This window comes from Rhodoplanes sp. Z2-YC6860, assembly GCF_001579845.1.
In the GTDB taxonomy this organism is placed as follows: Bacteria; Pseudomonadota; Alphaproteobacteria; order Rhizobiales; family Xanthobacteraceae; genus Z2-YC6860.
In genome coordinates this window covers 246,377-267,718 of sequence record NZ_CP007440.1, presented here as the reverse complement: position 1 = coordinate 267,718, position 21,342 = coordinate 246,377, and the positions used below count along the sequence as shown (strand labels likewise).

At 64.5% G+C, this 21,342-nt stretch carries 18 protein-coding genes; 8 read left to right on the top strand and 10 right to left on the bottom strand.

Translation table 11 applies throughout. The features are described from left to right. Nucleotides 1-26: 26 nt before the first annotated feature. From RHPLAN_RS01200 to RHPLAN_RS01170, 7 genes are all read right to left on the bottom strand, one after another. Nucleotides 27-593: an LPS assembly lipoprotein LptE gene (locus tag RHPLAN_RS01200; protein WP_084244125.1), complete on the bottom strand. Its 567-nt coding sequence runs from the start codon at nt 591-593 to the stop codon at nt 27-29. Further along, nucleotides 580-3,204 (bottom strand): leucine--tRNA ligase, encoded by a 2,625-nt coding sequence (gene leuS, locus RHPLAN_RS01195; RefSeq protein ID WP_068030327.1) that lies wholly within the window; start codon nt 3,202-3,204, stop codon nt 580-582. Before leuS ends, RHPLAN_RS01200 begins: the two co-directional genes overlap by 14 nt. A 92-nt stretch (nt 3,205-3,296) precedes the next feature. Further along, nucleotides 3,297-4,007, bottom strand: a complete 711-nt coding sequence (locus tag RHPLAN_RS01190) for an ABC transporter ATP-binding protein (RefSeq protein WP_068013155.1) — start codon at nt 4,005-4,007, stop codon at nt 3,297-3,299. Between the two features lie 24 nt (nt 4,008-4,031). Beyond that, the gene (locus tag RHPLAN_RS01185) at nt 4,032-4,808 is read right to left on the bottom strand and encodes an ABC transporter ATP-binding protein (protein ID WP_068013153.1); all 777 of its coding nucleotides are present in this window, start codon (nt 4,806-4,808) and stop codon (nt 4,032-4,034) included. Continuing rightward, nucleotides 4,805-5,971 carry a branched-chain amino acid ABC transporter permease gene (locus RHPLAN_RS01180; protein ID WP_068013151.1) on the bottom strand — a complete coding sequence of 389 codons (1,167 nt, stop codon included), beginning with the start codon at nt 5,969-5,971 and terminating at the stop codon, nt 4,805-4,807. The genes RHPLAN_RS01185 and RHPLAN_RS01180 overlap by 4 nt, the downstream gene beginning before the upstream one ends. Next, entirely contained in the window at nt 5,968-6,885 is a 918-nt protein-coding gene (locus tag RHPLAN_RS01175; RefSeq protein ID WP_068013150.1) for a branched-chain amino acid ABC transporter permease, read from the bottom strand. The genes RHPLAN_RS01180 and RHPLAN_RS01175 overlap by 4 nt, the downstream gene beginning before the upstream one ends. Nucleotides 6,886-7,060: 175 nt before the next feature. Further along, a complete protein-coding gene (locus tag RHPLAN_RS01170; protein ID WP_068013148.1) occupies nt 7,061-8,236 on the bottom strand; it encodes a branched-chain amino acid ABC transporter substrate-binding protein in 1,176 nt (391 codons plus the stop codon). 206 nt (nt 8,237-8,442) lie between these two features. Between RHPLAN_RS01170 and RHPLAN_RS01165 the strand changes: the two genes are divergently transcribed. The 6 genes from RHPLAN_RS01165 (at nt 8,443) to RHPLAN_RS01140 (ending at nt 16,254) form a co-directional block, all read left to right on the top strand. Next, complete coding sequence (locus tag RHPLAN_RS01165) at nt 8,443-9,867, top strand: TAXI family TRAP transporter solute-binding subunit (RefSeq protein ID WP_157099992.1); 1,425 nt, start codon at nt 8,443-8,445, stop codon at nt 9,865-9,867. A gap of 25 nt (nt 9,868-9,892) precedes the next feature. After that, entirely contained in the window at nt 9,893-10,852 is a 960-nt protein-coding gene (locus RHPLAN_RS01160) for an aldo/keto reductase (RefSeq protein ID WP_068013144.1), read from the top strand. Nucleotides 10,853-11,007: 155 nt separating this feature from the next. Then, nucleotides 11,008-13,662, top strand: a complete 2,655-nt coding sequence (locus tag RHPLAN_RS01155) for a bifunctional diguanylate cyclase/phosphodiesterase (RefSeq protein ID WP_068013142.1) — start codon at nt 11,008-11,010, stop codon at nt 13,660-13,662. Between the two features lie 99 nt (nt 13,663-13,761). Beyond that, entirely contained in the window at nt 13,762-15,162 is a 1,401-nt protein-coding gene (locus tag RHPLAN_RS01150; protein ID WP_068013140.1) for a tetratricopeptide repeat protein, read from the top strand. Between the two features lie 79 nt (nt 15,163-15,241). Beyond that, complete coding sequence (locus RHPLAN_RS01145) at nt 15,242-15,475, top strand: DUF2171 domain-containing protein (protein WP_068013138.1); 234 nt, start codon at nt 15,242-15,244, stop codon at nt 15,473-15,475. A gap of 98 nt (nt 15,476-15,573) precedes the next feature. After that, nucleotides 15,574-16,254, top strand: coding sequence for a YggS family pyridoxal phosphate-dependent enzyme (locus RHPLAN_RS01140; RefSeq protein WP_442971801.1), 681 nt, complete (start codon nt 15,574-15,576; stop codon nt 16,252-16,254). A 68-nt stretch (nt 16,255-16,322) separates the two neighbouring features. Here RHPLAN_RS01140 and RHPLAN_RS01135 read toward each other — a convergent pair whose 3' ends face one another. Then, nucleotides 16,323-18,275: an ATP-binding protein gene (locus RHPLAN_RS01135; RefSeq protein ID WP_084244123.1), complete on the bottom strand. Its 1,953-nt coding sequence runs from the start codon at nt 18,273-18,275 to the stop codon at nt 16,323-16,325. A 164-nt stretch (nt 18,276-18,439) separates the two neighbouring features. Beyond that, nucleotides 18,440-18,970 (bottom strand): L,D-transpeptidase family protein, encoded by a 531-nt coding sequence (locus RHPLAN_RS01130; RefSeq protein ID WP_068013134.1) that lies wholly within the window; start codon nt 18,968-18,970, stop codon nt 18,440-18,442. 106 nt (nt 18,971-19,076) lie between these two features. On the opposite strand from RHPLAN_RS01130, the gene RHPLAN_RS01125 reads away from it, so the two are divergent. Together RHPLAN_RS01125 and RHPLAN_RS01120 are read left to right on the top strand one after the other, a co-directional pair. Next, complete coding sequence (locus tag RHPLAN_RS01125; RefSeq protein ID WP_068013133.1) at nt 19,077-19,763, top strand: response regulator transcription factor; 687 nt, start codon at nt 19,077-19,079, stop codon at nt 19,761-19,763. A gap of 69 nt (nt 19,764-19,832) precedes the next feature. Further along, the gene (locus RHPLAN_RS01120) at nt 19,833-20,297 is read left to right on the top strand and encodes a cyclic nucleotide-binding domain-containing protein (RefSeq protein WP_068013131.1); all 465 of its coding nucleotides are present in this window, start codon (nt 19,833-19,835) and stop codon (nt 20,295-20,297) included. A 7-nt stretch (nt 20,298-20,304) separates the two neighbouring features. Here RHPLAN_RS01120 and RHPLAN_RS01115 read toward each other — a convergent pair whose 3' ends face one another. Beyond that, nucleotides 20,305-21,297, bottom strand: a complete 993-nt coding sequence (locus RHPLAN_RS01115; protein ID WP_068013129.1) for an ABC transporter substrate-binding protein — start codon at nt 21,295-21,297, stop codon at nt 20,305-20,307. Between the last annotated feature and the right edge of the window lie 45 nt (nt 21,298-21,342).

The window sequence follows — 21,342 nt, the reverse complement described above, 5'->3', positions numbered from 1 at the left end:
CCTTTGCGCCCGAGGCAAGATAGGGCTTACGCGCCGGCCGTGAAATAGGCGGCGAGCCGCGCCTTGATGTTATCCGAAATCTGCCGGGACGCGCGATTTTCCGCATCGCGCTGGCCGCGTGCGTTGGAGAAGCGCTGCGCCTGACCGGGGTTGTCGTACGTCACGCGGGCGAAGGTCTGGCCGCTGATGATGGCTTTGCCCGTCGCCTTCTCGATCAAGGTGTAACTGGCGTTGATGCCGAACTGCTGCACGTCCGGGCGAGCCGTGATGATATCGACGATGACCTGCTGATTGAGGCTCGTCAGATTGATCTTGAGCTGATGCGTCGGCGTTTTGCCGCCTGAGCCGCCTTGCAGATCGAAGATCATATCGTTCCGCACCTCGTTGGCGATGCGGGCGAGCGGCGACCCGTTCGGAATGTCGGGAATGACGATGTCCACCGAGGCCATGCGGTCCTTGAGGCCCGGGCCGCCGCCAAGCGATCGATCGCCGTAGAGGGGCTGGAAACAGCCGCCGAGCGCTGCCGCCAATGCCAGCGCACCCACCAGACGGGCGGGCTTCAACATCGCGGCACGGCGCTCAAGCCACCACATTCACAATCCTTTGCGGGACGACGATGACCTTTTTCGGGCGTTTGCCCTCGAGTACGCGCTGCACCGCATCCAAAGCCAGCACCGCGGCTTCGATCTCAGGGCTCTGCGCGTCCCGTGGCACCGTCACATCCGCTCGCTTCTTACCGTTAATCTGCACCGGTAAAGTAATGGTGTTTTCGACCAGGAGCTCGGGCTCAAGTTTAGGCCAAGCCTCGTCCGCAACCAAGGTCTTGTGACCCAGCGCCGCCCAGCACTCCTCGGCCAGATGCGGCATCATCGGGTGGAACAGCTGGACCAGGATGCCGGCCGCTTCCCTGACGGCCCAGGCGAAATCCGGCGTGACCTTCGTATTGGCGACCGCCGATCCGAGTGCATTGGCGAACTCGTAGATGTGCGCCACGCAGACGTTGAAGTGCAGCTTCTCAACCGCATCGGTGACCTTGGCCAATGCACCATGGGCGGCCTTTCGGATCGCCGCCGCTGGTTCACTGAACGACTCGGGCCGTTGCGCCGGCGCCTGTGCCGCAATCCCGGCCGCCTCGCCGACCAGCCGCCACAGCCGGTTGGTGAAGCGCCAGGCGCCCTGCACGCCGCGCTCGGTCCACTCGACATCGCGCTCCGGCGGCGAGTCGGACAGCATGAACCAGCGCGCCACGTCGGCGCCGTAGGTCGCCATGATGTCGTCGGGGTCGATGGTGTTCTTCTTCGACTTCGACATCTTCTCGATGCCGCCGATCTTGATCGGCTCGCCGGTCGTGGTGAGCTTGGCGGTGCGTGCGCCGCCCTCGGCTCCCTCGATCGTGACTTCAGCCGGCGTGACCCACTCGCCGCTCTCCTTGGCGTAGGTCTCGTGCACCACCATGCCCTGGGTGAACAGGCCCGCGAACGGCTCGTCGATGCCGGCATGGCCGGTCTTCTTCATGGCGCGGGTGAAGAAGCGCGAATAGAGCAGGTGCAGGATCGCGTGCTCGATGCCGCCGATGTACTGATCGACCGGCAGCCATTCGTCGACCGCCTTGCGATCGGTCGGCGCGGTGGTGATCCACGGATCGGTGAAGCGCGCGAAGTACCACGACGAGTCGACGAACGTGTCCATCGTGTCGGTCTCGCGCCGCGCCGGCTTGCCGCATTGCGGACAGGCGACGTTCTTCCAGGTCGGATGGCGGTCGAGCGGGTTGCCGGGACGGTCGAACGTGACGTCCTCGGGCAGCTCGACCGGCAGGTCCTTCACCGGTACGGGGACCACTCCGCACGCTTCGCAATGGATGATCGGGATGGGGCAGCCCCAGTAGCGCTGCCGCGAGATGCCCCAGTCGCGCAGGCGGAAGTTGACCTGGCGCTGACCGACCGGGCGATTGCCGCGTGACGTGCTTTCCAGACGCTTCGCGACGTCTTCCTTCGCTTGCGCGATGGTCATGCCGTCGAGGAAGCGCGAATTGATCATCGTGCCGTCTTCCAGATACGGCGTGTCGGTGATGACGAAGGTCTTGGGGTCCTGTCCCGGCGGCAGCACCACCGGCGTGTTGCCGAGCTTGTATTTGTTGGCGAACTCCAGGTCTCGTTCATCGTGCGCCGGGCAGCCGAAGATCGCGCCGGTGCCGTAGTCCATCAGGATGAAGTTCGCGACGTAGACCGGCAGCTCCCACTTGTCGTCGAACGGATGCACCGCGCGGATGCCGGTGTCGAAGCCGAGCTTTTCCGCGGTGTCGATCTCGGCCTGCGCGGTGCCGCGGCGTTTGCACTCCTCAATGAACTCGGCGAGCTTCTGGTTCTTCGCGGCCGCAGCCCGCGCCAGCGGATGGTCCGGCGCGATGGCGACGAACTTCGCGCCGAACAGCGTGTCCGGCCGCGTGGTGAAGATCTCGATCTCGTTCTCGCCGCCGGGTGTGGTCGCAGCATCGAGCGCGAAGCGCACCAGCAGGCCCTCGCTGCGGCCGATCCAGTTCTTCTGCATCAGCCGGACTTTCTCCGGCCAGCGGTCGAGCGTATCGAGCGCTGTGAGCAGCTCTTCGGCGTAGTCGCTGATCTTGAAGAACCACTGGGTGAGCTCTTTCTGCTCGACCAGGGCGCCGGAGCGCCAGCCGCGGCCGTCGATCACCTGCTCATTGGCGAGCACGGTCATGTCGACCGGGTCCCAGTTCACCTTCGACTGCTTGCGCTCGACCAGTCCGGACTTGAGGAAATCCAGGAACATGCGCTGCTGGTGTTTGTAATAGGCCGGGTCGCAGGTCGCGACCTCGCGGCTCCAGTCGAGCGACAGCCCCATGGACTGGAGCTGCTTCTTCATCGAAGCGATGTTGGCGTAGGTCCAGGCCTTGGGATGGACCTTGCGTTCCATGGCGGCGTTCTCGGCCGGCATGCCGAAGGCGTCCCAGCCCATCGGGTGCAGCACTTTGAAGCCGCGGGCGCGTTTGTAGCGCGCGACCACGTCGCCCATGGTGTAGTTCCGGACGTGGCCCATGTGGATGCGCCCCGACGGGTAGGGGAACATCTCCAGCACATAGTATTTCGGGCGCGGGTCGTCGTTCGCGGTCTTGAAGATCGCGCGCTCGTCCCAGGTCTTTTGCCAGCGGGCCTCGGCCTCGCGGGCGTTGTAACGGTCGGAATTCAGCGATTCTGCGGTCATTGGCCGGGTGTTGTAGTGGCCGTTCGGGGGATGGGGAAGGGGTATCGGCGCGGGGTGGTGCCGTTTCCGGGCCTCCACTACGAAAAATACGCCTCCCGCACCTCGTCGCTCTCCGCGATCTCCGCCGGCGTCCCCTTTGCCGCCACTTTGCCCTTCGACAGCACGTAGCCATAGTGCGAGATCGCCAGGGTCTGGTGGACGTTCTGCTCGACTAGAAACACCGTGATGCCGCGCGCATTGATGTCGCGGATGATGGCGAAGTTCTCCTTCACAAACCGCGGCGACAGCCCGAGCGAGGGCTCGTCGATGATGAGGAGTTTCGGCGCGCGCATCAGGCCGCGGCCGATCGAGAGCATCGCCTGCTCGCCGCCCGACATGGTGCCGGCGAGCTGCGTGCGCCGCTCCTGAAGGCGCGGGAAGATGCGGAAGATGTCCGCCATGCGCGCCTGTGTCACCGCATCGGAGGCTTCCTGATAGGCGCCGAGCTTGAGGTTCTCCTCGACGGTGAATTTCGGGAACACCTTGCGGCCTTCGGGAATGCAGGCGATGCCCGCAGCGATCACCTTGTGGGTGGGGAGCCTGGTGATGTCGGTGCCATCGAACACGATGCGGCCGGCGCGCGGCGGCGTCAGGCCCAGGATCGAGCGGATGAGCGTGGTCTTGCCGGAGCCGTTCGAGCCCAGCAGGCACGTGATGCGGCCGGGCTCGATGGTGAGCGAAACGCCTTCGAGCACGTTGGCACGGTCGTAGGCCGCGACCAGGCCGTCGATCTCCAGTCTCCCGCTCATGGCTTTGCGCTCATGGTGCTGCGCTCATTGCGCCACTCCGAGATAGGCCTCTTGCACCTGGCGGTCGGCCGCGACCGTGCGATACGGACCCTCGGCGACCTTGCGGCCGAAGTTCAGCACCACGCAGCGGTCGGTGATGCGCTCGATCACGCCCATCTCGTGCTCGACAATGACGATCGCCAGATCGCGGTTGCGCTTGCGCACCAGCAGGATGTCGTCCATCAGCTCGCGAGTCTCGTCGTGGGTCATGCCGGCCGACGGCTCGTCGAGCAGGAGCAGCTTTGGCTCGCTGATCAGGGCGCGGCAGATCTCGATCCGCCGCCGCTCGATCATCGGCAGGCCCGCGACCGGCTCGAACATGCGGTTTGCAAGCTCGGGCTCGAACACGTCGAGGAGCGCGCGCACCTCCTCGCAGCTCCGCTCGAACTCGGCCCGGAAGGCGCGCCGCCGCATCAGGTTGAACCACAGGCTTTGCGTCAGCCGGTTGTGATTGCCGATCATGATGTTGTCGAAGATCGACAGCGGCAGCGACAGCCGCGAACGCTGGAAGGTGCGGGAGATCCCGGCGGTGTAGATCGCGCGCGAGGTGGCGCGGGTGATGTCGGCGCCGCCGAAGGTGATGTGGCCGCCGTCGGCCGCGTAGATGCCGGTGACGACGTTGAAGAACGTAGTCTTGCCGGAGCCGTTCGGCCCGATCAGCCCGACAATCTCGTTTTGCGCCACGGTGAGGTCGAGCTGATCGAGCGCCACCACGCCGCCGAAGCGGCGCGTCAGGGCCTTGGCTTCGAGCAGCGCCGTCATCGCGGCGATCCCGAAAAATAGCGGCGCACCGGGCGCGGCAGCAGGCCCTGGGGGCGGAAACGCAGCACCGCGATCACCAGCGCGGCGTAAAGCAGGAAACGATACTCCTGGATGGTCTGCAGCTTCTCGGGCACCACGATCACGATGATGGTCGCAACGATCAGGCCCCAAGGATTGCCGATGCCGCCGAGCAGCAGGATCGACACCAGAATGAGCGAGTCGGCGAAGGTGTAGTTGTTCGGCGCGACGAAGCTGCCGACCATGCCGAACAGCGCGCCCGCGATGCCGATCAGGAAGTTGCCGAGCAGGAATGCGGTGATCTGCCAGCGCGCGATGTCGAGCCCGAAGCAGCGTGCCGCCACCTCGTCGAGCCGGATGGCGTCGAGGTTGAGCCCGATCCAGGAGCGCTCGAGCCGGCGCACCAGGATGAAGGCTATGACCAGGAGCAGCAGCGCGACGACGAAGTAGTTCATGTAGAACGACAGCGTGATCCATCCGAGCTCGATGTTGTCGTTGAACGACCAGCCGAGGATTTTCATGCCGCGCACCTGCAGGCCCTGCGGCCCGCCGAGCACGTCGTTGACCTCGAGGAACGTCTTGAACAGCAGTGCGAACGCGATGGTGACCACCGCGGCGTAGTGTCCGCGCGTGCGCAGCACCGGCAGCAGCAGCAGCGAGCCGATCAGCGCGGCGAGGGCGCCGCCGATGACGAGCACGATGAGATGCGGGATCGCGGTGTGGGCGTTGAGCATCGCGGAGGTGTAGGCGCCGATGCCGAAGAACGAGGCGCCGGCAAAGTTCACCACGCCGGCGTAGCCGAACTGGATGTTGAGGCCGAGCGTCGCCACCGTGGTGAGCATCACGGTGATGACCAGCAGCAGCACGAAATGGTCTTCGTGGAAATACAGTCCGAGCACGACCGCGGCGAGGATCGCGAAGACGCCAAGCCCGTCCTCGTGGGCGGCAAAAGATTGCGACACCGGAGCGAGAAGCCGCAGCCAGGCCGCCAGCAGCACCGCGACGATGCCGCCCGCGATGACGGTCAGCACGACGGTCTGCTTCTCCACCGCCAGCAGCAGAATGAGGTAGGCGGTGGCGGCCGTAAGCGCGATGAGTCCCGGGACGAGGCTTGCGCTTTTGACCGGCGGGGAAGGCGCGCTCATACCCGCTCGCTGATCTTTTCCTGGATCAGCCCGGTCGGCCGCCAGGCCATGAGGGCAATGACCACCGCGAAGGCGAACACGTCTTTGTAGGCGCTGGCGAACGGCAGCACGGTGCCGAGGACCTGCAGGCCCGCGAACAAAAAGCCGCCGAGGATCGCGCCATAGACGCTGCCGAGCCCGCCGATGATGGCGGCCGAAAAGCCGATCACGCCGAGATAGAGCCCGATGCCGAAGTTGATCTCGTTGTAGTAGAGCCCGTTCATCACGCCGGCGAAGGCCGCAAGCGCCGAGCCGATCGCAAAGGTGACGAGCACCACCGCGGTGAAATCGATGCCCATGGTCCGCGCGGTTTCCTCGTCCTGCGCCACGGCGCGGATGGCAAGCCCGAGCTTGGTGCGGTTCAGGAGGGCCTGGAGACCGATGATGGCCGCGGCGCCTGCCGCCAGCATCAGCACGTTGTCGGCGCGAAGGTTGAAGCCGCCGAGATCGATCGAGCCTTTTGGCAGCAGCGCCGGAAACGGCTTGGGATTGGCCCCCTGGGGATAGAACAGACGTATGGACTCGCGCAGCACGGTGCCGAGCATCAGCGTGATGAGCAGCGTGTTCAGCGGCGGCGCCGAGCGGAGCGGCAGCACGAGATAGCGCGCGATGAGCACGCCGAGGAACGCCATGGCGAGGATGGCGGCGACCAGCATGGCGATGAGCTCGAGCCATCGCGAGCCGGCGCCGGCGGTGTGCAGCGCGACGTAGGTGGCGAGCGCCGTGAATGCGCCGACGGTGAGCACGTCACCGTGGGAGAACTTGATGACGTCGAGCACGCCGAAGAACAGCGTGAAGCCCACCGCGACCAGCGCATACATCATGCCGAGCATCAGCCCGTTCATGACGTATTGGGCGAGCAGCCCGGCGGTCATGGCGCGGGCGGTGCGCTCCCTCCCCCTGAAAGGGGGAGGGTCGGGGAGGGGGTCGAATGGTGCGTGTGACTGACCCCCGCCGACCGGACCATGGCGCGCCGGAGATGCGCGTGAACGCGCTTGCGGTCCGGCGACCTCCCCCTGTCAGGGGGAGGTAAGGGGGCAGCGAGCCACATCACTTCTGCCCGGGCAGCTTGCGCTTGCCGCTGGCGTATTCGCTGTCGTCCCACTCCACGAACTTGCCGTCCTGGACCACGTATTTCGTGATCACCGGCACGGCGTTCTGGCCGTGGTCGTCGAACGTGATCTTGCCGACGATGGAATCGCGATCCTTCACGTTGGCGAGATCGGCAATGACCTTCTTGCGGTCGGGGCCGACCTTCTCGATCGAATCGATCAGCATGTTCATCGCCGCAAAGGCGAAGGCGCCATAGGCCTCCGGCGGCTGGTCGTATTTCTGCGCGGTGTATTTCTCCATGAAGAACTTGCCGCCGGGCAGCTTGTCGGTCGGCGCGCCTTCGCGGAAGGCGAGCGTGCCTTCGGCGAGCGGCCCGAGACCCTGGATGTAGGCGTCGGACACGATGCCGGAGGTGCCGTCGAAAACCGCGTTGATGCCAAGCTTGTCCATCTGCGAGCGGATGCGCACGCCGATCGGCGTCAGCCCGCCGAAGTAGATCACGTCGGGTTTGAGCGCCTTGATGCGGGTGAGCTCGGTCGCGAAATCCTGCTGGTCGGCGGTCACGCCAAACGTGCCGACGATCTGGGCCTTGCCGATCTTGGCGAGCGCCTTGCTGAAGTATTCGTTGTGGCCCTTGCCGTAGTCGGTGGTGTCGTGGATCACGGCGACGGTCTTGTAGCCGAGCTGGGAGATCAGCTCGGCGTTGGCGTCGTTCTGGTTGATCATCGTGCCGTTGACGCGATGAATCTCCGCATACTTGTTGCGATAGGTGACGTCGGGCAGCACTGCGCCCCAGACGATCACCGGGAAGCCGAACTTGTGATAGGTGTCGACGGTGGCGATGGCGGTGGCCGAGCAGTAGTGCGTTGCGCCGCCGATGATATCTTTGTCGGCCGCCATCTTGGTCGCGACCTGCACCGCGACGTTCGGTTTGCACTCGTCGTCGAACACGACGATGTCGTAGTTGTATTTCGCCTCGGCGTCGGCGTTGCGGAGCTTCACCGCGAGGTCGGCAGAGTTGCGGCCGCCGAGACCGTTGGCCGAGACGCCCCCGGTGAGCGGGCCGATGAATCCGACCTTCACGGTGTCCTTTGCGCTTGCCGGCGCCGCGATGGCAGCCGCAGCGAGCGCCGCAAGTCCCACTGAAACAAACGTCTTTCCGATCGGACGCATCTGCCCCTCCTGGAGAACAACTTGGGTGGCCGGCGGCACGCCATGGCGTGGCGCGACCGCGGGCATGTTCGCGCAGCTCCCGAGACAGGACAAGCGCAGGGCGCCTGAAATGGCCCGTGCCACAGGTTGTTGGCCTGCGTGTTGATGCCGCGCTAGAGTTGGCTCCGCCACAGGCGCCGCGCCTCGGCGAGCCAAGGACCCCCGGCGTGTCAGACGCTTTCGGCCGTAACCCGCATCCGAACCTTGCCGCCGGCGCCGCGGCCGGGGCAGGGGTGCTTGCGGCCGTTGCGGCGCTCGCCACCCGCGGTGCGCCGCGTTGGGTGCGGGCGACGCTGGTGATGGGCGCGGTCGTGGTCGCGTGCGGGATCGGCATCCATGCCTATCGCGTCATGTCGCAGCCCACGACGCTGACGGTCGCGGCGGGCTCCTTCGACGGTGACGCGCCGAAGCTGATGACGGCGATCGCCAGCAAGCTCAACGCCGCCAACGCCCCGGTGCGGCTCAAGGTGGTCGAGAAGATGACGGCGGCCGAGGCCGCTTCGGCCCTCTCCAAGGGCGAGACCGATCTGGCGGTGATCCGTCCCGACAGCGGCGATTTCGCCGCGGCGCGCGCCATTCTGGTGGTGGCGCATGCGGCGGTGCTGATCATCGCGCCGCCCGGCAGCGGCGTGGCCAGCATGGACGACCTCAAAGGCAAGACCATCGGCGTGGTCGGCGGTCAGATCAACCAGACCGTGACGGCGGTCATCGCCCGGGAATACGAGTTCGAGAAGAACAAGACGCGCTTCCGCTATCTCCTGCCGGTGGAGGCAGGACCGGCGGTGCAGCTCAAGCAGGTGCAGGCGCTGTTGATCGTCATGCCGCTTTCGGAACGATACATTGCCCGGGTCCGCGAGATCCTGGCGCGCAGTCTCAAGGGGAAGGTCACCCTTGTGCCGATCGAATCGGCGGGCGCGATCGCAAGCATCAACAAGGCGTTCGAGAGCTACGACTTGCCCAAGGGCATCATCCGCGGCTCGCCGCCGGTGCCGGACGACGACGTGACGACGCTGCGCATGCCGCTTTATCTCGTTGCCAGCAAGCAGGTCAGCGACGACGCGGCGGGCGCGCTCGCGAAGGCGGTGCTGGACGCGCGCCGCGAGCTGGTCAGCGAGCATCCGCTGCTCGCTCACATCACCCAGCCGGATAAGGACAAGGATGCGTTCATCCCGATCCATCCGGGCGCCGCAGCTTTTTTCGAAGGCGAGCAGAAGAGCTTCTTCGACCGGCACGGCGATCAATTGTTCTATGGATCGATGCTGTTCGGCTCGCTCGCTTCGCTGTTGGCCGCGGTCTGGCGTTTCATGGTGCGGAGCGATCGGGTGCTGGTGGAGCGGCCGTTGACGCGGCTGTTCGCACTGATGGACGAGGTGCGCAACGCGCACGACGAGGCTGATCTGGTGCACGCCGAGGAGGCCATCGACGAAATCCTGCGCGTGCAGCTTGAAGGCGCGCCGCCCGGCGAGATCGATGCCGGTGAGGCGGCAGCCGTGAGTCTTGCCACTCATCGGCTCGAGCGCATGCTGAGCCAGAAGCGGGCGGAGTTCACGGCCGCTGCGGCCGCACCTCTGGTGAGATTCCGGCAGGTTTGAGTTTCAGCAATCGGGAATCCTGAAAATGGAATACACCACCCTCGGCCGCACCGGCCTTCGCGTCAGCGTCGCTGGCCTTGGCACCGGCGGCTTTTCGCGTCTCGGCTTGAAATCCGGCAAGACCGAAGACGAGTCAGCGCGCCTCATCCATGAAGCGATGGACCTTGGCATCAACTTCATCGACACCGCTCCGAGTTACGGAACCGAGGGCGTGGTCGGCAAAGCGCTGAAAAGCATCCCGCGCGACAAGGTCGTGGTCGCCACCAAGGCGCAGATCCGCAACGGCGCGGGCGCCAAGGAGGTCACGGCGAGCATCGACAATTCGCTCAAGGCGATGGGCATTGACACCATCGACGTGTTCAATCTGCACGGCATCGAGCTCAACGAATACGATCACGCGATGAGCGTGGTGCCGGCGCTGCTCGACGCCAAGCAGAAGGGCAAGATCCGGCACATCGGCATCACCGAGAATCCAATCAACGATTTCACCAACGCGATGCTGAAACGCGCGGTGAAAGACGCCGTGTGGGAGGTCACTATGGTGGGCTTCCACATGATGCATCAGGCTGCGCGGCAGAACGTGTTTCCGGCAACGCAGAAGGACGGCGTCGGCACGCTGCTGATGTTCGCGGTGCGCTCGATCTTTGCCGATCCGCCGCGCGTGGCGCGGGAGATGAAAGCACTGGCTGACAGAGGTCTGGTCGAGAGATGGCTCGGCGAGACCAACGACCCGCTGGGCTTTCTGGTGCATGAAGGCGGCGCCGCAAACATGATCGAGGCGGCTTACCGCTACGCGCGGCACGAGCCGGGCGTCGATGTGGTGCTGTTCGGAACCGGCGACGCCGAGCATCTGCGCAAGAACGTCGCCTCATTGCTCAAGCCACCGCTCCCGCAAGCCGATCGCGAAAAGATCGCGAAACTGTTCGGGCATCTGATGATCGGCATCGGGCTCGATTCGCATTCCGGTCCGGGGGCCAAGCGGTAGTTCCCAGTTCCGCCAGACGGGCCTGAACGCAGGTCTGTTATGGCAAACGAAGGATTAATCGTGCGCCAAATGCGTGTAGCGGTGCTTTAGCACAGCCATATAACGAAAAACTAATGCGCCTCTGATACCTGCCCGCACGGGTACGGGCAAAATCAATGTCGGTGGCAGGTGGCGTAACGAGTTTCGGGCGTGTCGGGCTGCGCTACGTCCGCCATGGCGCGGCGGCGATCGGGATTGTGCTGGTTGCGCTGGTCTGGCTCAGCATCAACTTCTTCCTCGAGAATGAGCGCAGCTCCGCCGAACAGTCGGCCATCAAGAACGCCACGAATCTCCTCGGCGTTCTCGATGAGCACCTGTCGCGTTCGCTGGCCGAGATCGACCGCTCGCTCAAAATCGTGCGTACGCGCTATGTCCGAAATCCCGTCGACTGGAACCTGACCGGGGGACTCAAGACCGCGGAGCTGTTCAACGACGATGTCATCCAGGTCGGCATCATCGGCCCGGACGGCATCCTGAAGATGAGCAACAGCGGGGATCCGTCGAAATTCAGCAGCACCAATCTCAGCGATCGCGAGCACTTTCAGGTTCATCGCAACGGACAGGCCGATGAGCTTTTCATCAGCAAGCCGCTGATCGGGCGCGCCAGCGGCAAATGGTCGATCCAGCTGACCCGCCGCATCGACAATCTCGATGGATCGTTCGGCGGCGTGATCGTCGCCTCGCTCGATCCGATCTATCTGACCCGCATCTACGGTGCAGTGAACGCAGGCGCGGACGGATTGATCCGCGTCATTGGCAACGACGGCATCGTCCGCGCCACCAGCAGTTCTTCGCTGTCGCTGATCGGACAAGACCTGTCCGGCTCGAATCTCTTCAATATCTATCCGCAGCAGACCAGCGGCTGGCATTATGTGCCGAGCCGTTTCAGCGACGGCATTCCACGGCTCGTCGCGTTTCGCGAGGTCAAAAATTATCCGCTGATCATCAGCGTCGGTCAGTCGACGCGGGAAATTTTTGCGCTGCTCGAGGTCAAGCGGCGGTTCGGCTATCTGATCGCTTCGATGCTGACGCTGGTCATCATCGTGGTGACGGTGGTCAGCATCAGCGGCAGCATGACCCGCGAGGAGGATCGCCAGCGGCTTGAGCGGACCAATCTGCGGCTGAATGCGACCATCGCCAACATGCCGCACGGCGTTTGCATGTTCGACGCCGACAAGAAGCTGGTGCTGTGCAACGACCTCTACCGCACCATGTACGGTCTTCTGCCCGAGCAGGTGCCGCCCGGCACGTCGCTGCGTAATGTTTTGGAAGCGCGAATCGCCGCCGGCTCGAGCCCGAAGGACAGTGAAAAATACGTGGCTGAGCGTCTCGCTGCGGCCTCAGCGCCCGGTGCGAACGACGTGGTCGACGAGCTGCGCGACGGGCGGACGCTCGCGATCGGCCATCAATTGATGCCGGACGGCGGTTCGGTTGCGGTTCACCGGGACGTCACGGCGCAAAAGAAGGCCGAAGAGAAGATCGCACAGCTCGCGCATTATGATGCGCTGACGAGCCTCGCCAACCGGGCGCGGTTTCTGGAACTGGTCGGTGCTGCGGCAAAAGACGCGCGCGATAGCGGCAAGCGGTTTGCCGTGCATCTGCTCGATCTCGACCGCTTCAAGGAGGTCAACGATTCGCTTGGCCACGCCGCGGGCGATGCGCTGCTCTTCGAGATCGCATCGCGCCTTCGGTCGGGAGTGGGACCCGATGATGTGGTGGCGCGGCTGGGTGGCGATGAATTCACAGTGCTGCAGTTCATCGATGAGACCGGCGCTGATGATGCCATCGCGCTCGCCAACAAGATTTTGCATGTGATCTCCGAGCCGTTCGATATCGAGGGGCATCATCTCACGATCGAAACCAGCATAGGCCTATCGCTCGCGCCGGATCACGGCCTGGTCGCCAACGAGCTTCTGAAACGCGCGGATCTGGCGCTCTATCGCGCCAAGGCGGACGGCCGCAACGGGTTGAGGGTGTTCGAGCCTGACATGGAGCAGGAGGCCGACACCCGGCTCGCACTCGCCATCAGCCTGCGCAACGCGGTCACGCATGAGGAATTCGAGCTGCACTATCAGCCGGTGGTTTCGATCGCCACCGAGGCGGTGGTTGGCGCCGAGGCTTTGGTGCGGTGGCGCAATGGCGATCATGGGCTCGTGCCGCCGGACCAGTTCATCCCGCTGGCCGAAGACACCGGGCTGATCATCCCGCTGGGCGAATGGGTGCTGCGCCGCGCCTGCCAGGAGGCGGCGACATGGCCGTCGGAGGTTCGCATCGCGGTCAACCTCTCGCCGGTGCAGATCCGCAGCGGCGATTTCGTCGACCTGGTCAAGCGCACGCTTGCGCAGTCAGGCTTGCCGGCGCGGCGGCTCGAGCTCGAGGTCACCGAGTCGGTGCTGCTGCAGAACAACGAGCAGAGTCTGCAGGTGCTGCATCAGCTGCGCGAGCTTGGCATCGCCATCGTGCTTGACGACTTCGGCACCGGATATTCGTCGCTGAGCTATCTGCTGAGCTTCCCGTTCGACAAGATCAAGATCGATCGGAAGTTCGTCGCCGAGCTGCCGCGGCGAAACGACTGCGCGGCCATCGTCGGCGCGGTGTCGGGTCTGGCCAGAAGCCTCGACGTCGTCACCACGGCGGAAGGCGTCGAGACCACGGAGCAGCTCATGCTGCTGCGTGCCGCGGGCTGCACGCTTGCGCAGGGCTATCTGTTCGGTCGCCCGGGCGCGGCGCTTCAGTTCGGCGTGCCGCGGAGCCAAGCGGTCGCGTCTTGATCGCGACGAGGTCCGACGCGTTTTAACGATATCGCTGAAATCGAGTTGGCGCCTGTCTCGCGGCTTGTAAAGATTAGTTCGCGGAGGCCAGGGGGAGCTATGCCAGATCAAACTTGGCGCCGTTTGCCTTTTGCGTCCGCGCTTTTCGCCACCGTCATCGCCATTCCGGCCTTTGCCGACGACTGGGAATCCTGCGCCAGAAACGCGGGTGACGACGCGATTGCAGCCTGCACGCGGGTCATCAGGTCCGGCGCCTATAAGGGCAAGGCGCTGGCGCTGGCCTATTCGAACCGCGGCGTCGAATGGCGCGCCAAGGGCGAGCTCGAGCGCGCCATCGCCGACTACGACGAGGCCATCAGGGCCGATCCGCAGCAATCGGCAGCCTATAACAATCGCGGCATCGCCTACGCGGCCGCGTCCGACTACGACAAGGCCATCGCCGACTACGACGAAGCCATCAAGCTCAAGCCCGGGTACGCCTCGGCGTTCAACAATCGTGGCTTGGCATATTTCAACAAGGGTCAGCACCAGCGAGCGATCGCGGACTACGACGAAGCGATCAGGCTCGAACCCGATGCGGTGCGGCTCAACAACCGCGGCAACGCCTATGCGTCGCTCGCGCAATACGACCGCGCCATCCAGGACTTCGACGCGTCGATCGATCTCGACCGCAAATACGCGACCGCGATCTACAACCGCGGCAATGCCTATCTCGCCAAGGGCGATGTGGAGCGCGCGATCAAGAATTACGATCAGGCGCTTGGGCTCAATCCGAAATACCAGGACGCGCTGGTCAACCGCGGCGTGGCCTATGAGAAGCAGGGTACGCTCGACCGTGCCATTTCCGACTACAACGAGGCGCTGAAGCTCGACGGCAAGGACGCCGTGGCGCTGAACAACCGCGGCAATGCTCTACTCAAGAAGAACAAGACCGACGATGCCATCGCCGACTACGATCGCGCCCTCAAGCTCGATGGCCGCTATGTCGCGGCCTACTTCAGCCGCGCCATCGCGTTTGAGAACAAGAAGCGCTACGAATCCGCGATCGCGGACTACCGTCAGGTGACCAAGCTCCAGCCGCAGAACGCCGCGGCCTGGAACGCGCGCTGCTGGGCGCTGGCGGTGATCGGCCGGCTGCAAGAGGCGGTGGTCGACTGCAACGAGGCGTTGCGATTGCAGCCCGACTACGTCAATGCGCTGGACAGCCGCGGCTTCGTGCTGTTGCGTTCCGGCAAGTACGATGAGTCGATCGCCGACTACAACGCTGCGCTGGAGCTTGATCCCAAGCGGGCCGCGTCGCTGTACGGTCGCGGCAGCGCGAAGCGGCGCAAGGGCGACTATGAGGCCGGCGATATCGATATCGCGGTTGCGCGCCAGATGCGGCCGAACATCTCGGTCGAGTATCAAGGGTACGGCTTGATGCCGCCGCTCACGGATCTGCCGGGATCTGCCGCGCCGCAATCGGCCAATGATGCCAAGGCTCGCAAACGCGGCAGTTAGGTCGTCGGAGCAGGTTCCCCAGGAACCTAAGCCCGCACCGTCCGTTGGTGTTGAAACCAACCAGAAACGGAGGTGCGTGATGATCCATCAAACCGATATTAAAGAGCACATGGAAGTGGTGGGATCCGACGGCAAACACGTCGGCACCGTCGACCATCTGGCGAAATCGGGGCTGATCAAGCTGACCAAGACCGATGCCAAGGACCACCAGCATCATCTCTTCCCAGTGTCCTGGGTCGAGAAGGTCGACGAGAAGATCCATCTAAACAAGTCGAGCCAGGAAGCCCAGCAGCAGTGGCAAACTGCGGCCTAGGCTGACCGGCTGGTTCGAAGACGGAGGCCCGGTCAATCGCCGGGCCTCCGTCTTACGCTGTCTTTTTGCGGCGGAGTTCCGGTGTTATGGATGACGCCATGAGCACCACCGCGACGCAGAGCTCGGGTCTTGCCACGGTGCGCGCCGAAATCGAGCGCGCGTGCCGCGAGGCGTCGCGCGATCCGGCCAGCGTGACGCTGGTGGCGGTGTCGAAGACGTTCTTTGCCGACGCGATCGAGCCGGTGCTCGCCGCGGGCCAAAAGGTGTTCGGCGAGAACCGCGTGCAGGAGGCGCAGAAGAAGTGGCCGCCGCTTTTAGCGAGCCATCCCGGCGTCGAGTTGCACATGATCGGGCCTCTGCAATCGAACAAGGCGAAAGAAGCGGTGGCGCTGTTCGACGCCATCCATTCGGTCGACCGTCCGAGCCTGTGCGAGGCGCTGGGCAAGGAGATCGCCCGGCAAGGCAAGCGGCCTAAGCTGTTCGTCGAGATCAACAGCGGCGCAGAGGTGCAGAAGGCCGGCGTGCTGCCGCAAGAGGCCGACGATTTCCTGAAGCGCTGCCGCGATGCTTATGGCCTCGTCATCGACGGGCTGATGTGCATCCCGCCGGCCGAGGAAGCGCCGGCGCCGCACTTCGCGCTGACCGCGAAGATCGCCCGGCGCAACGGGCTGAAGCTTCTTTCAATGGGTATGAGCGCCGATTTCCCGGAGGCCATCGCCATGGGCGCGACGCATGTGCGCGTCGGCAGCGCCATCTTCGGTGCGCGCGAGAAGCACTAGTTTTCGCATTTAGGCCGTAGCAAGGCCTCGCCGTCATACCGTCCATGACGGCTGAATGTTGCAGCAACCTACGTTCGGAATCGGCTCGGCAAGGGCGCCGGATTGTCCGGCCCCGGCGCGCCGGTGAGCGGCTTCCGCAGAATGCTCGGTCGCGGTGCTGTGGGTGCCGATGCTTGTGGAGGGACGGGAGCGTACGCCGGTGCAGCTGAGGCCGGTGGCACAGGTGCCGCAGCCATCGGTGCCGGCGCAGGGGCAGCCGGCACGGCGGGCTGCAGCGGCGGCGCGGCGCGATAGAGCGGCGATTCCTCGCGGCCGCGCGGGAAATCGTCCCACAGGTCAATACGGTCGTCGTCGAGCCCGCTCTTGTGGCTCATGGTCGAGGCGCGCCAGCGGTCGATCACGGAATCGATCATGTCGCGGTCGGCTGGCGTGCCTGCGTTGCGCACGCTGGAGCCGGATTCGCTGCTTGGCCGGAGCTGCGGTGGCAGCTCACGGAATTTCATCCGGGTCGGTAGCGGTACGCCCGCGCCGAACGCGAACACCTCGCCGGTGCCGAGCGTCGGGATAAAGCTCAGCATGCTGGCGCCGGCGTCCGACACGGCTGAACGAATGAGCGCCTGGTCGCGATCGTTGGAGAGCCGCATCACGAACAGAGTCGAGCACTGCGACAGGATGGTCTGATCGATCTCGGCCGGCCGCTGCGTCACGAGCCCCAGGAACACACCGTACTTGCGGCCCTCTTTCGCGATGCGCGACAGCGCCCGCTTGGTTGGGCCGAAACCGGTGTTCTTGTCAGCGGGGGCATAGCGATGCGCCTCTTCGCAGACGAACAACAGCGGCGATACGCCGTCGCTCCACAGGCCGAAGTCGAAGGCCATGCGCGAGAGCACCGAGACCACCGAATCGATCACCTCCGCCGGGAAGCCGGCGAGCTGCATGATGGTCATCGGCTTGCCGTTCGCGGGCAGACGGAACAGGTGGCTCACCACCTCGCCCATGGTGTCGCCACCGACGGTGGCGTTCTCGAACATGAAGCCGTAGCGCGGATGATTGCGGAAGGTTTTGATGCGCTGGAGCAGCTTGTTGTAGGAGGCGGCGCGTGAGCGGTTCTCGAGCTTGCCCATGCGCTCATCGATGACCGTGATGAGGTCCTCGATGCGGTAGGGCACCGGCGTGTCGACGCCGTAGCCGACGTCGCGCGGGTCCTTCTTCTTCATCAGCCCGCGATCGGCCGTGCCGCCCTTGAGCTGCGAGTAGGCTGCTTTCGCGAGCGGAATGGCCTCCTGGAGAATCTCAATTTCCTCTTCGACGCCCGGGCGGCCGCCGAAGAAGGCGTCGACCGTTTCCTCGAAATTGAACAGCCAGAACGGCAGACGCAGATTGCGCGGCGTGAGCACCTGCGCCTTGTCGCCGAAGCAGCGGGCATATTCGTTGTGCGGATCGATCAGGAAGATGCGCAAGTCGGGCCGCTCCGCGAGCGTCTGCTGCAGCAGGAGCGCGACGCCGTTGGACTTGCCGACACCGGTCGTGCCGAGCACCGCGAAATGTTTGTTGACGAGCTGCTCAACGTCGAGCTGCGCCGGGATCGCTTGATCCTGCTGCAGCTGGCCGACATTGCAGGGCCGGCCGCTGCGGCTTGAATAGACCAGCCGCAGCTCGCGCTCGTTCATCAGTACGGCCGGCTCGCCGATCATCGGGTATTCGGTCATGCCGCGCTGAAAGTAGGCGCCGCCCGAGGTGTTGACGCGGATCTCGCCGACCAGGTCCATGATGGCGCTGCTGCGGCAGCTCGGGTCCTGGTCGCGCAGCGGACGCTCGGCGATCTCGGTGATCATGCCGACTGTGACGATGCCGCCGCTGACGATGCCGAGGAATTTGCCGACGGTGGGGCGCCCGCCATCGGAGGGTGCGGCGGCGCTCAGACCGACGGTGACTTGTGCGCCGCTCACCGCGACGACGCGTCCGATGGTTTCACGACCGCTGCGCGCCTGGTTTTCGGATGTGCCACTGGGGATGGTCATGTTGGTCGTTGTCGCGGTTCGCCATGGCGCCGGCGGTCGCGCGATTACGGCCTGCCGGACCGAATCGTCTTAAATAACAACCATCGACTGTTGGTTAAGAATGAGACCAAGCCCCGCGGATCGCCGGTTCATCGTGAAAGGCGGGTAAACTGGGCGGAATCAAATCAGCCAATCACAATGCGCGTCTTGGGGCCGACCTGGGCCAGGAGCCGCTTGAGTGCGCCGGTCTTCAGCGCGACGCATCCGGCGGTGGGCGCAAAGCCCGGCCGGGCCACATGGACGAACACCGCGCTGCCCCGGCCTGCAATGCGGGGCCGGGTGTTGTGGTCGATCTCGATGATGAAGTCGTAGAGGCCGTCTTCGCGTTTGAGCCGGTCCCCGGGGTGGCCTTTGGCAAGCCTGATCGGCTGGTTGTAGCGCCGGTCGGCCGGGTCCTCGCACCAGCCGTCCACGCCGGTGATCGGCCGGATCGGCAGGTGGGTCAAAGGCCTGGCCACCCGGTCGGCCCGCCACCACAGCCGCTTGAGCCGGAAGGTGCCCCGCGGCGTGCCGCCATCGCCCTCGCGCTTGTTGGCCCTGATTCCGCCCCGCCCCAACGCCACCGGCAGGGCCAATGGCCCAGCGATCAGCCACCCCCGTGTGGAAAACCCTGGCTTCCGCCGTACAAAAAACGTCGCAATTGGGCTCTTTGCCATAGCGCCGGGGTTTTTTATCCATAGTTCCAAGGAGCTTGCTCTTTTATCCCCGAATGGTCTACTTCGCGGAATTGCGCCGGGCTGGAGCCCGGAAAGGCCGGATTCGATGCCGAACAGCCGTAAAATTCTGATCGTTGATGACGACACCGAGCTGCGGAATGCGCTCGTTGAGCAGCTTTCGCTGCACGATGAGTTCGAGGCGGTGTCGGTCGACTGCGGTACCAAGGGCGTGCAGGAGGCCAAGAACGGCCAGATCGATCTGGTGATCATGGATGTCGGCCTGCCGGACGTCGACGGCCGCGAGGCGGTGCGCATCCTGCGCAAGGGTGGCTTCAAGGCGCCGATCATCATGCTGACGGGCCACGACACCGATTCCGACACCATCCTGGGCCTGGAGTCGGGCGCCAACGACTACGTCACCAAACCATTCCGCTTTGCGGTGCTGCTCGCGCGCATCCGCGCCCAGCTCCGCCAGCACGAGGCCAGCGAGGATGCGGTCTTCACAATCGGGCCCTACACGTTCCGGCCGAGCGCCAAGATGCTGCTCAGTCCCAAGGGCAACAAGATCCGGCTGACCGAGAAGGAGACCGCAATTCTGCGTTTCCTGTATCGGGCAGGTCAGCGGCCGGTATCCCGTGAGACTCTGCTGCAAGAGGTTTGGGGGTATAACTCCGGGGTCACCACGCACACGCTCGAGACGCATGTTTATCGTCTGCGGCAGAAGGTCGAGAAGGACGCCGCGGCTCCGGCGATCCTGGTCACCGATGCCGGCGGCTATAAGCTCGTGCCGTGACGGAGCATGATGCCGGATGGGGACCGGTTTTTGGGCGACGATCTGCTCCGCAATGAGAGAATGCTTTAAGTGAGCATCGAGGACGATATTGCATTCATCGAACGGGTGCCGGTGCTGCGCATGCTTGGCCGACCGGCGCTCCGCATTCTCGCGATCGGCGCCGAGAGCCGCTACGTCCATCAGGGCGAGGTGCTGTTCAGCGCCGGCGATACCACCGATTGCGGTTTCGTGATCCAGGAAGGCTCCTTCGTGCTGAGCAGTGCCGCGAAAGGGGTGCCCGACACAGTTGTCGGCCCCGGCATGCTGCTCGGTGAACTCGCACTGATTGCCGAGACCAAGCGGCCTGCCACCGCGACGGCCCGCGAACCATCGACCGTGATCCGGATTTCGCGCAGCCTGTTCCTGAAGATGCTGGAAGGATATCCGGAGGCTGCCAATATCCTGCGCGACCAGATCTCGGCCCGGGCGCGCAGCGCGCTCGCCGAGATGACCGACATCCGCTCGGTGCTGGACACCAGCGCCGACCCGGATTGACGGCGTCTCAGAATTCTTCCGGCGCAGCGCCGCTGCCGACGTCGCCCAGGTCGGTATCGGCAAATAGCTCATCGAGCGGCGTGAGCTTCCGGATCATGCCTTGCTGGTGCGCATAGCGCTGCACCGTTTCCAGATTCTTGCGGTTCGCTGGCGTCAACCCGTAGGCCCAAGGGTCCTTGCCGAAGATCCGATCCTGCTCCTCGACCGCGGTGCGCAGGAACACCAGCGGCGCCATGCGCGGATTGGCGATGCGGCGATAGGCGAGAAGCTTTGCTTCCTCGAACGCCTTGGTCAAGTTGGTCGCGACCCAGGGATATTTCTCCGCGATCTCCTGCTTCAGCGTCGTCACATGCATGATCGGAAAAATTCCGGTCTTGCCGAAATAGTCGATCTCGACCTGCTTATAGTCGGCGAACAGCCGGGCGATGCGCTTGTCGCCTTCGACGAACGGCTTCGGCAGCGTCGGCGAGATCATCGCCGGAATGTCGCCGTCGGCCAGCATCTGGCCGAGCGTTTTCGGCGAGGTCTTCATCTCGATGCGCAGTCCAGGCGGCACCTCGAAGGCGACATCTTCGCTGCGTTCGACCAGCCAGGTGATGCTCCGGTGCTGCAGTCCGTAGTGCTCCTCCAGGATGCCGCGCATCCAGATGTTCGAGGCCGGCTGGAAGTTGGTGCCGCCGACCACCTTGCCGTTGAGGTCCTTGGGTTCACGGATGCCGGCCGCGGTGTTGATGAACACGAAGCCGTGGCGAAACCTTCGATGCAGAAACACAGGGATCGCGGTGAGCGGCTCGCCCTGGTCGCGGATCATGTAATAGGCGCCGACATTTTCCTCGCAGACGTCGAACTCGTGCTTGCGTCCCATGCGCCAGTGACGCTCGCGCGGACCCATGTCGGTGAGGAAAACGAGCTCGAGGCCGGCCGCTTCAACGGTGCCTTCGATCAGCGGCTTGACGATGTCGTAATCGCCGCACGCGACGGTGAGCCTGAGCTTTGCCATGGATTCATGTCCCGGCCGGCTGAGGAGATCGCGCCGGTTTCACAG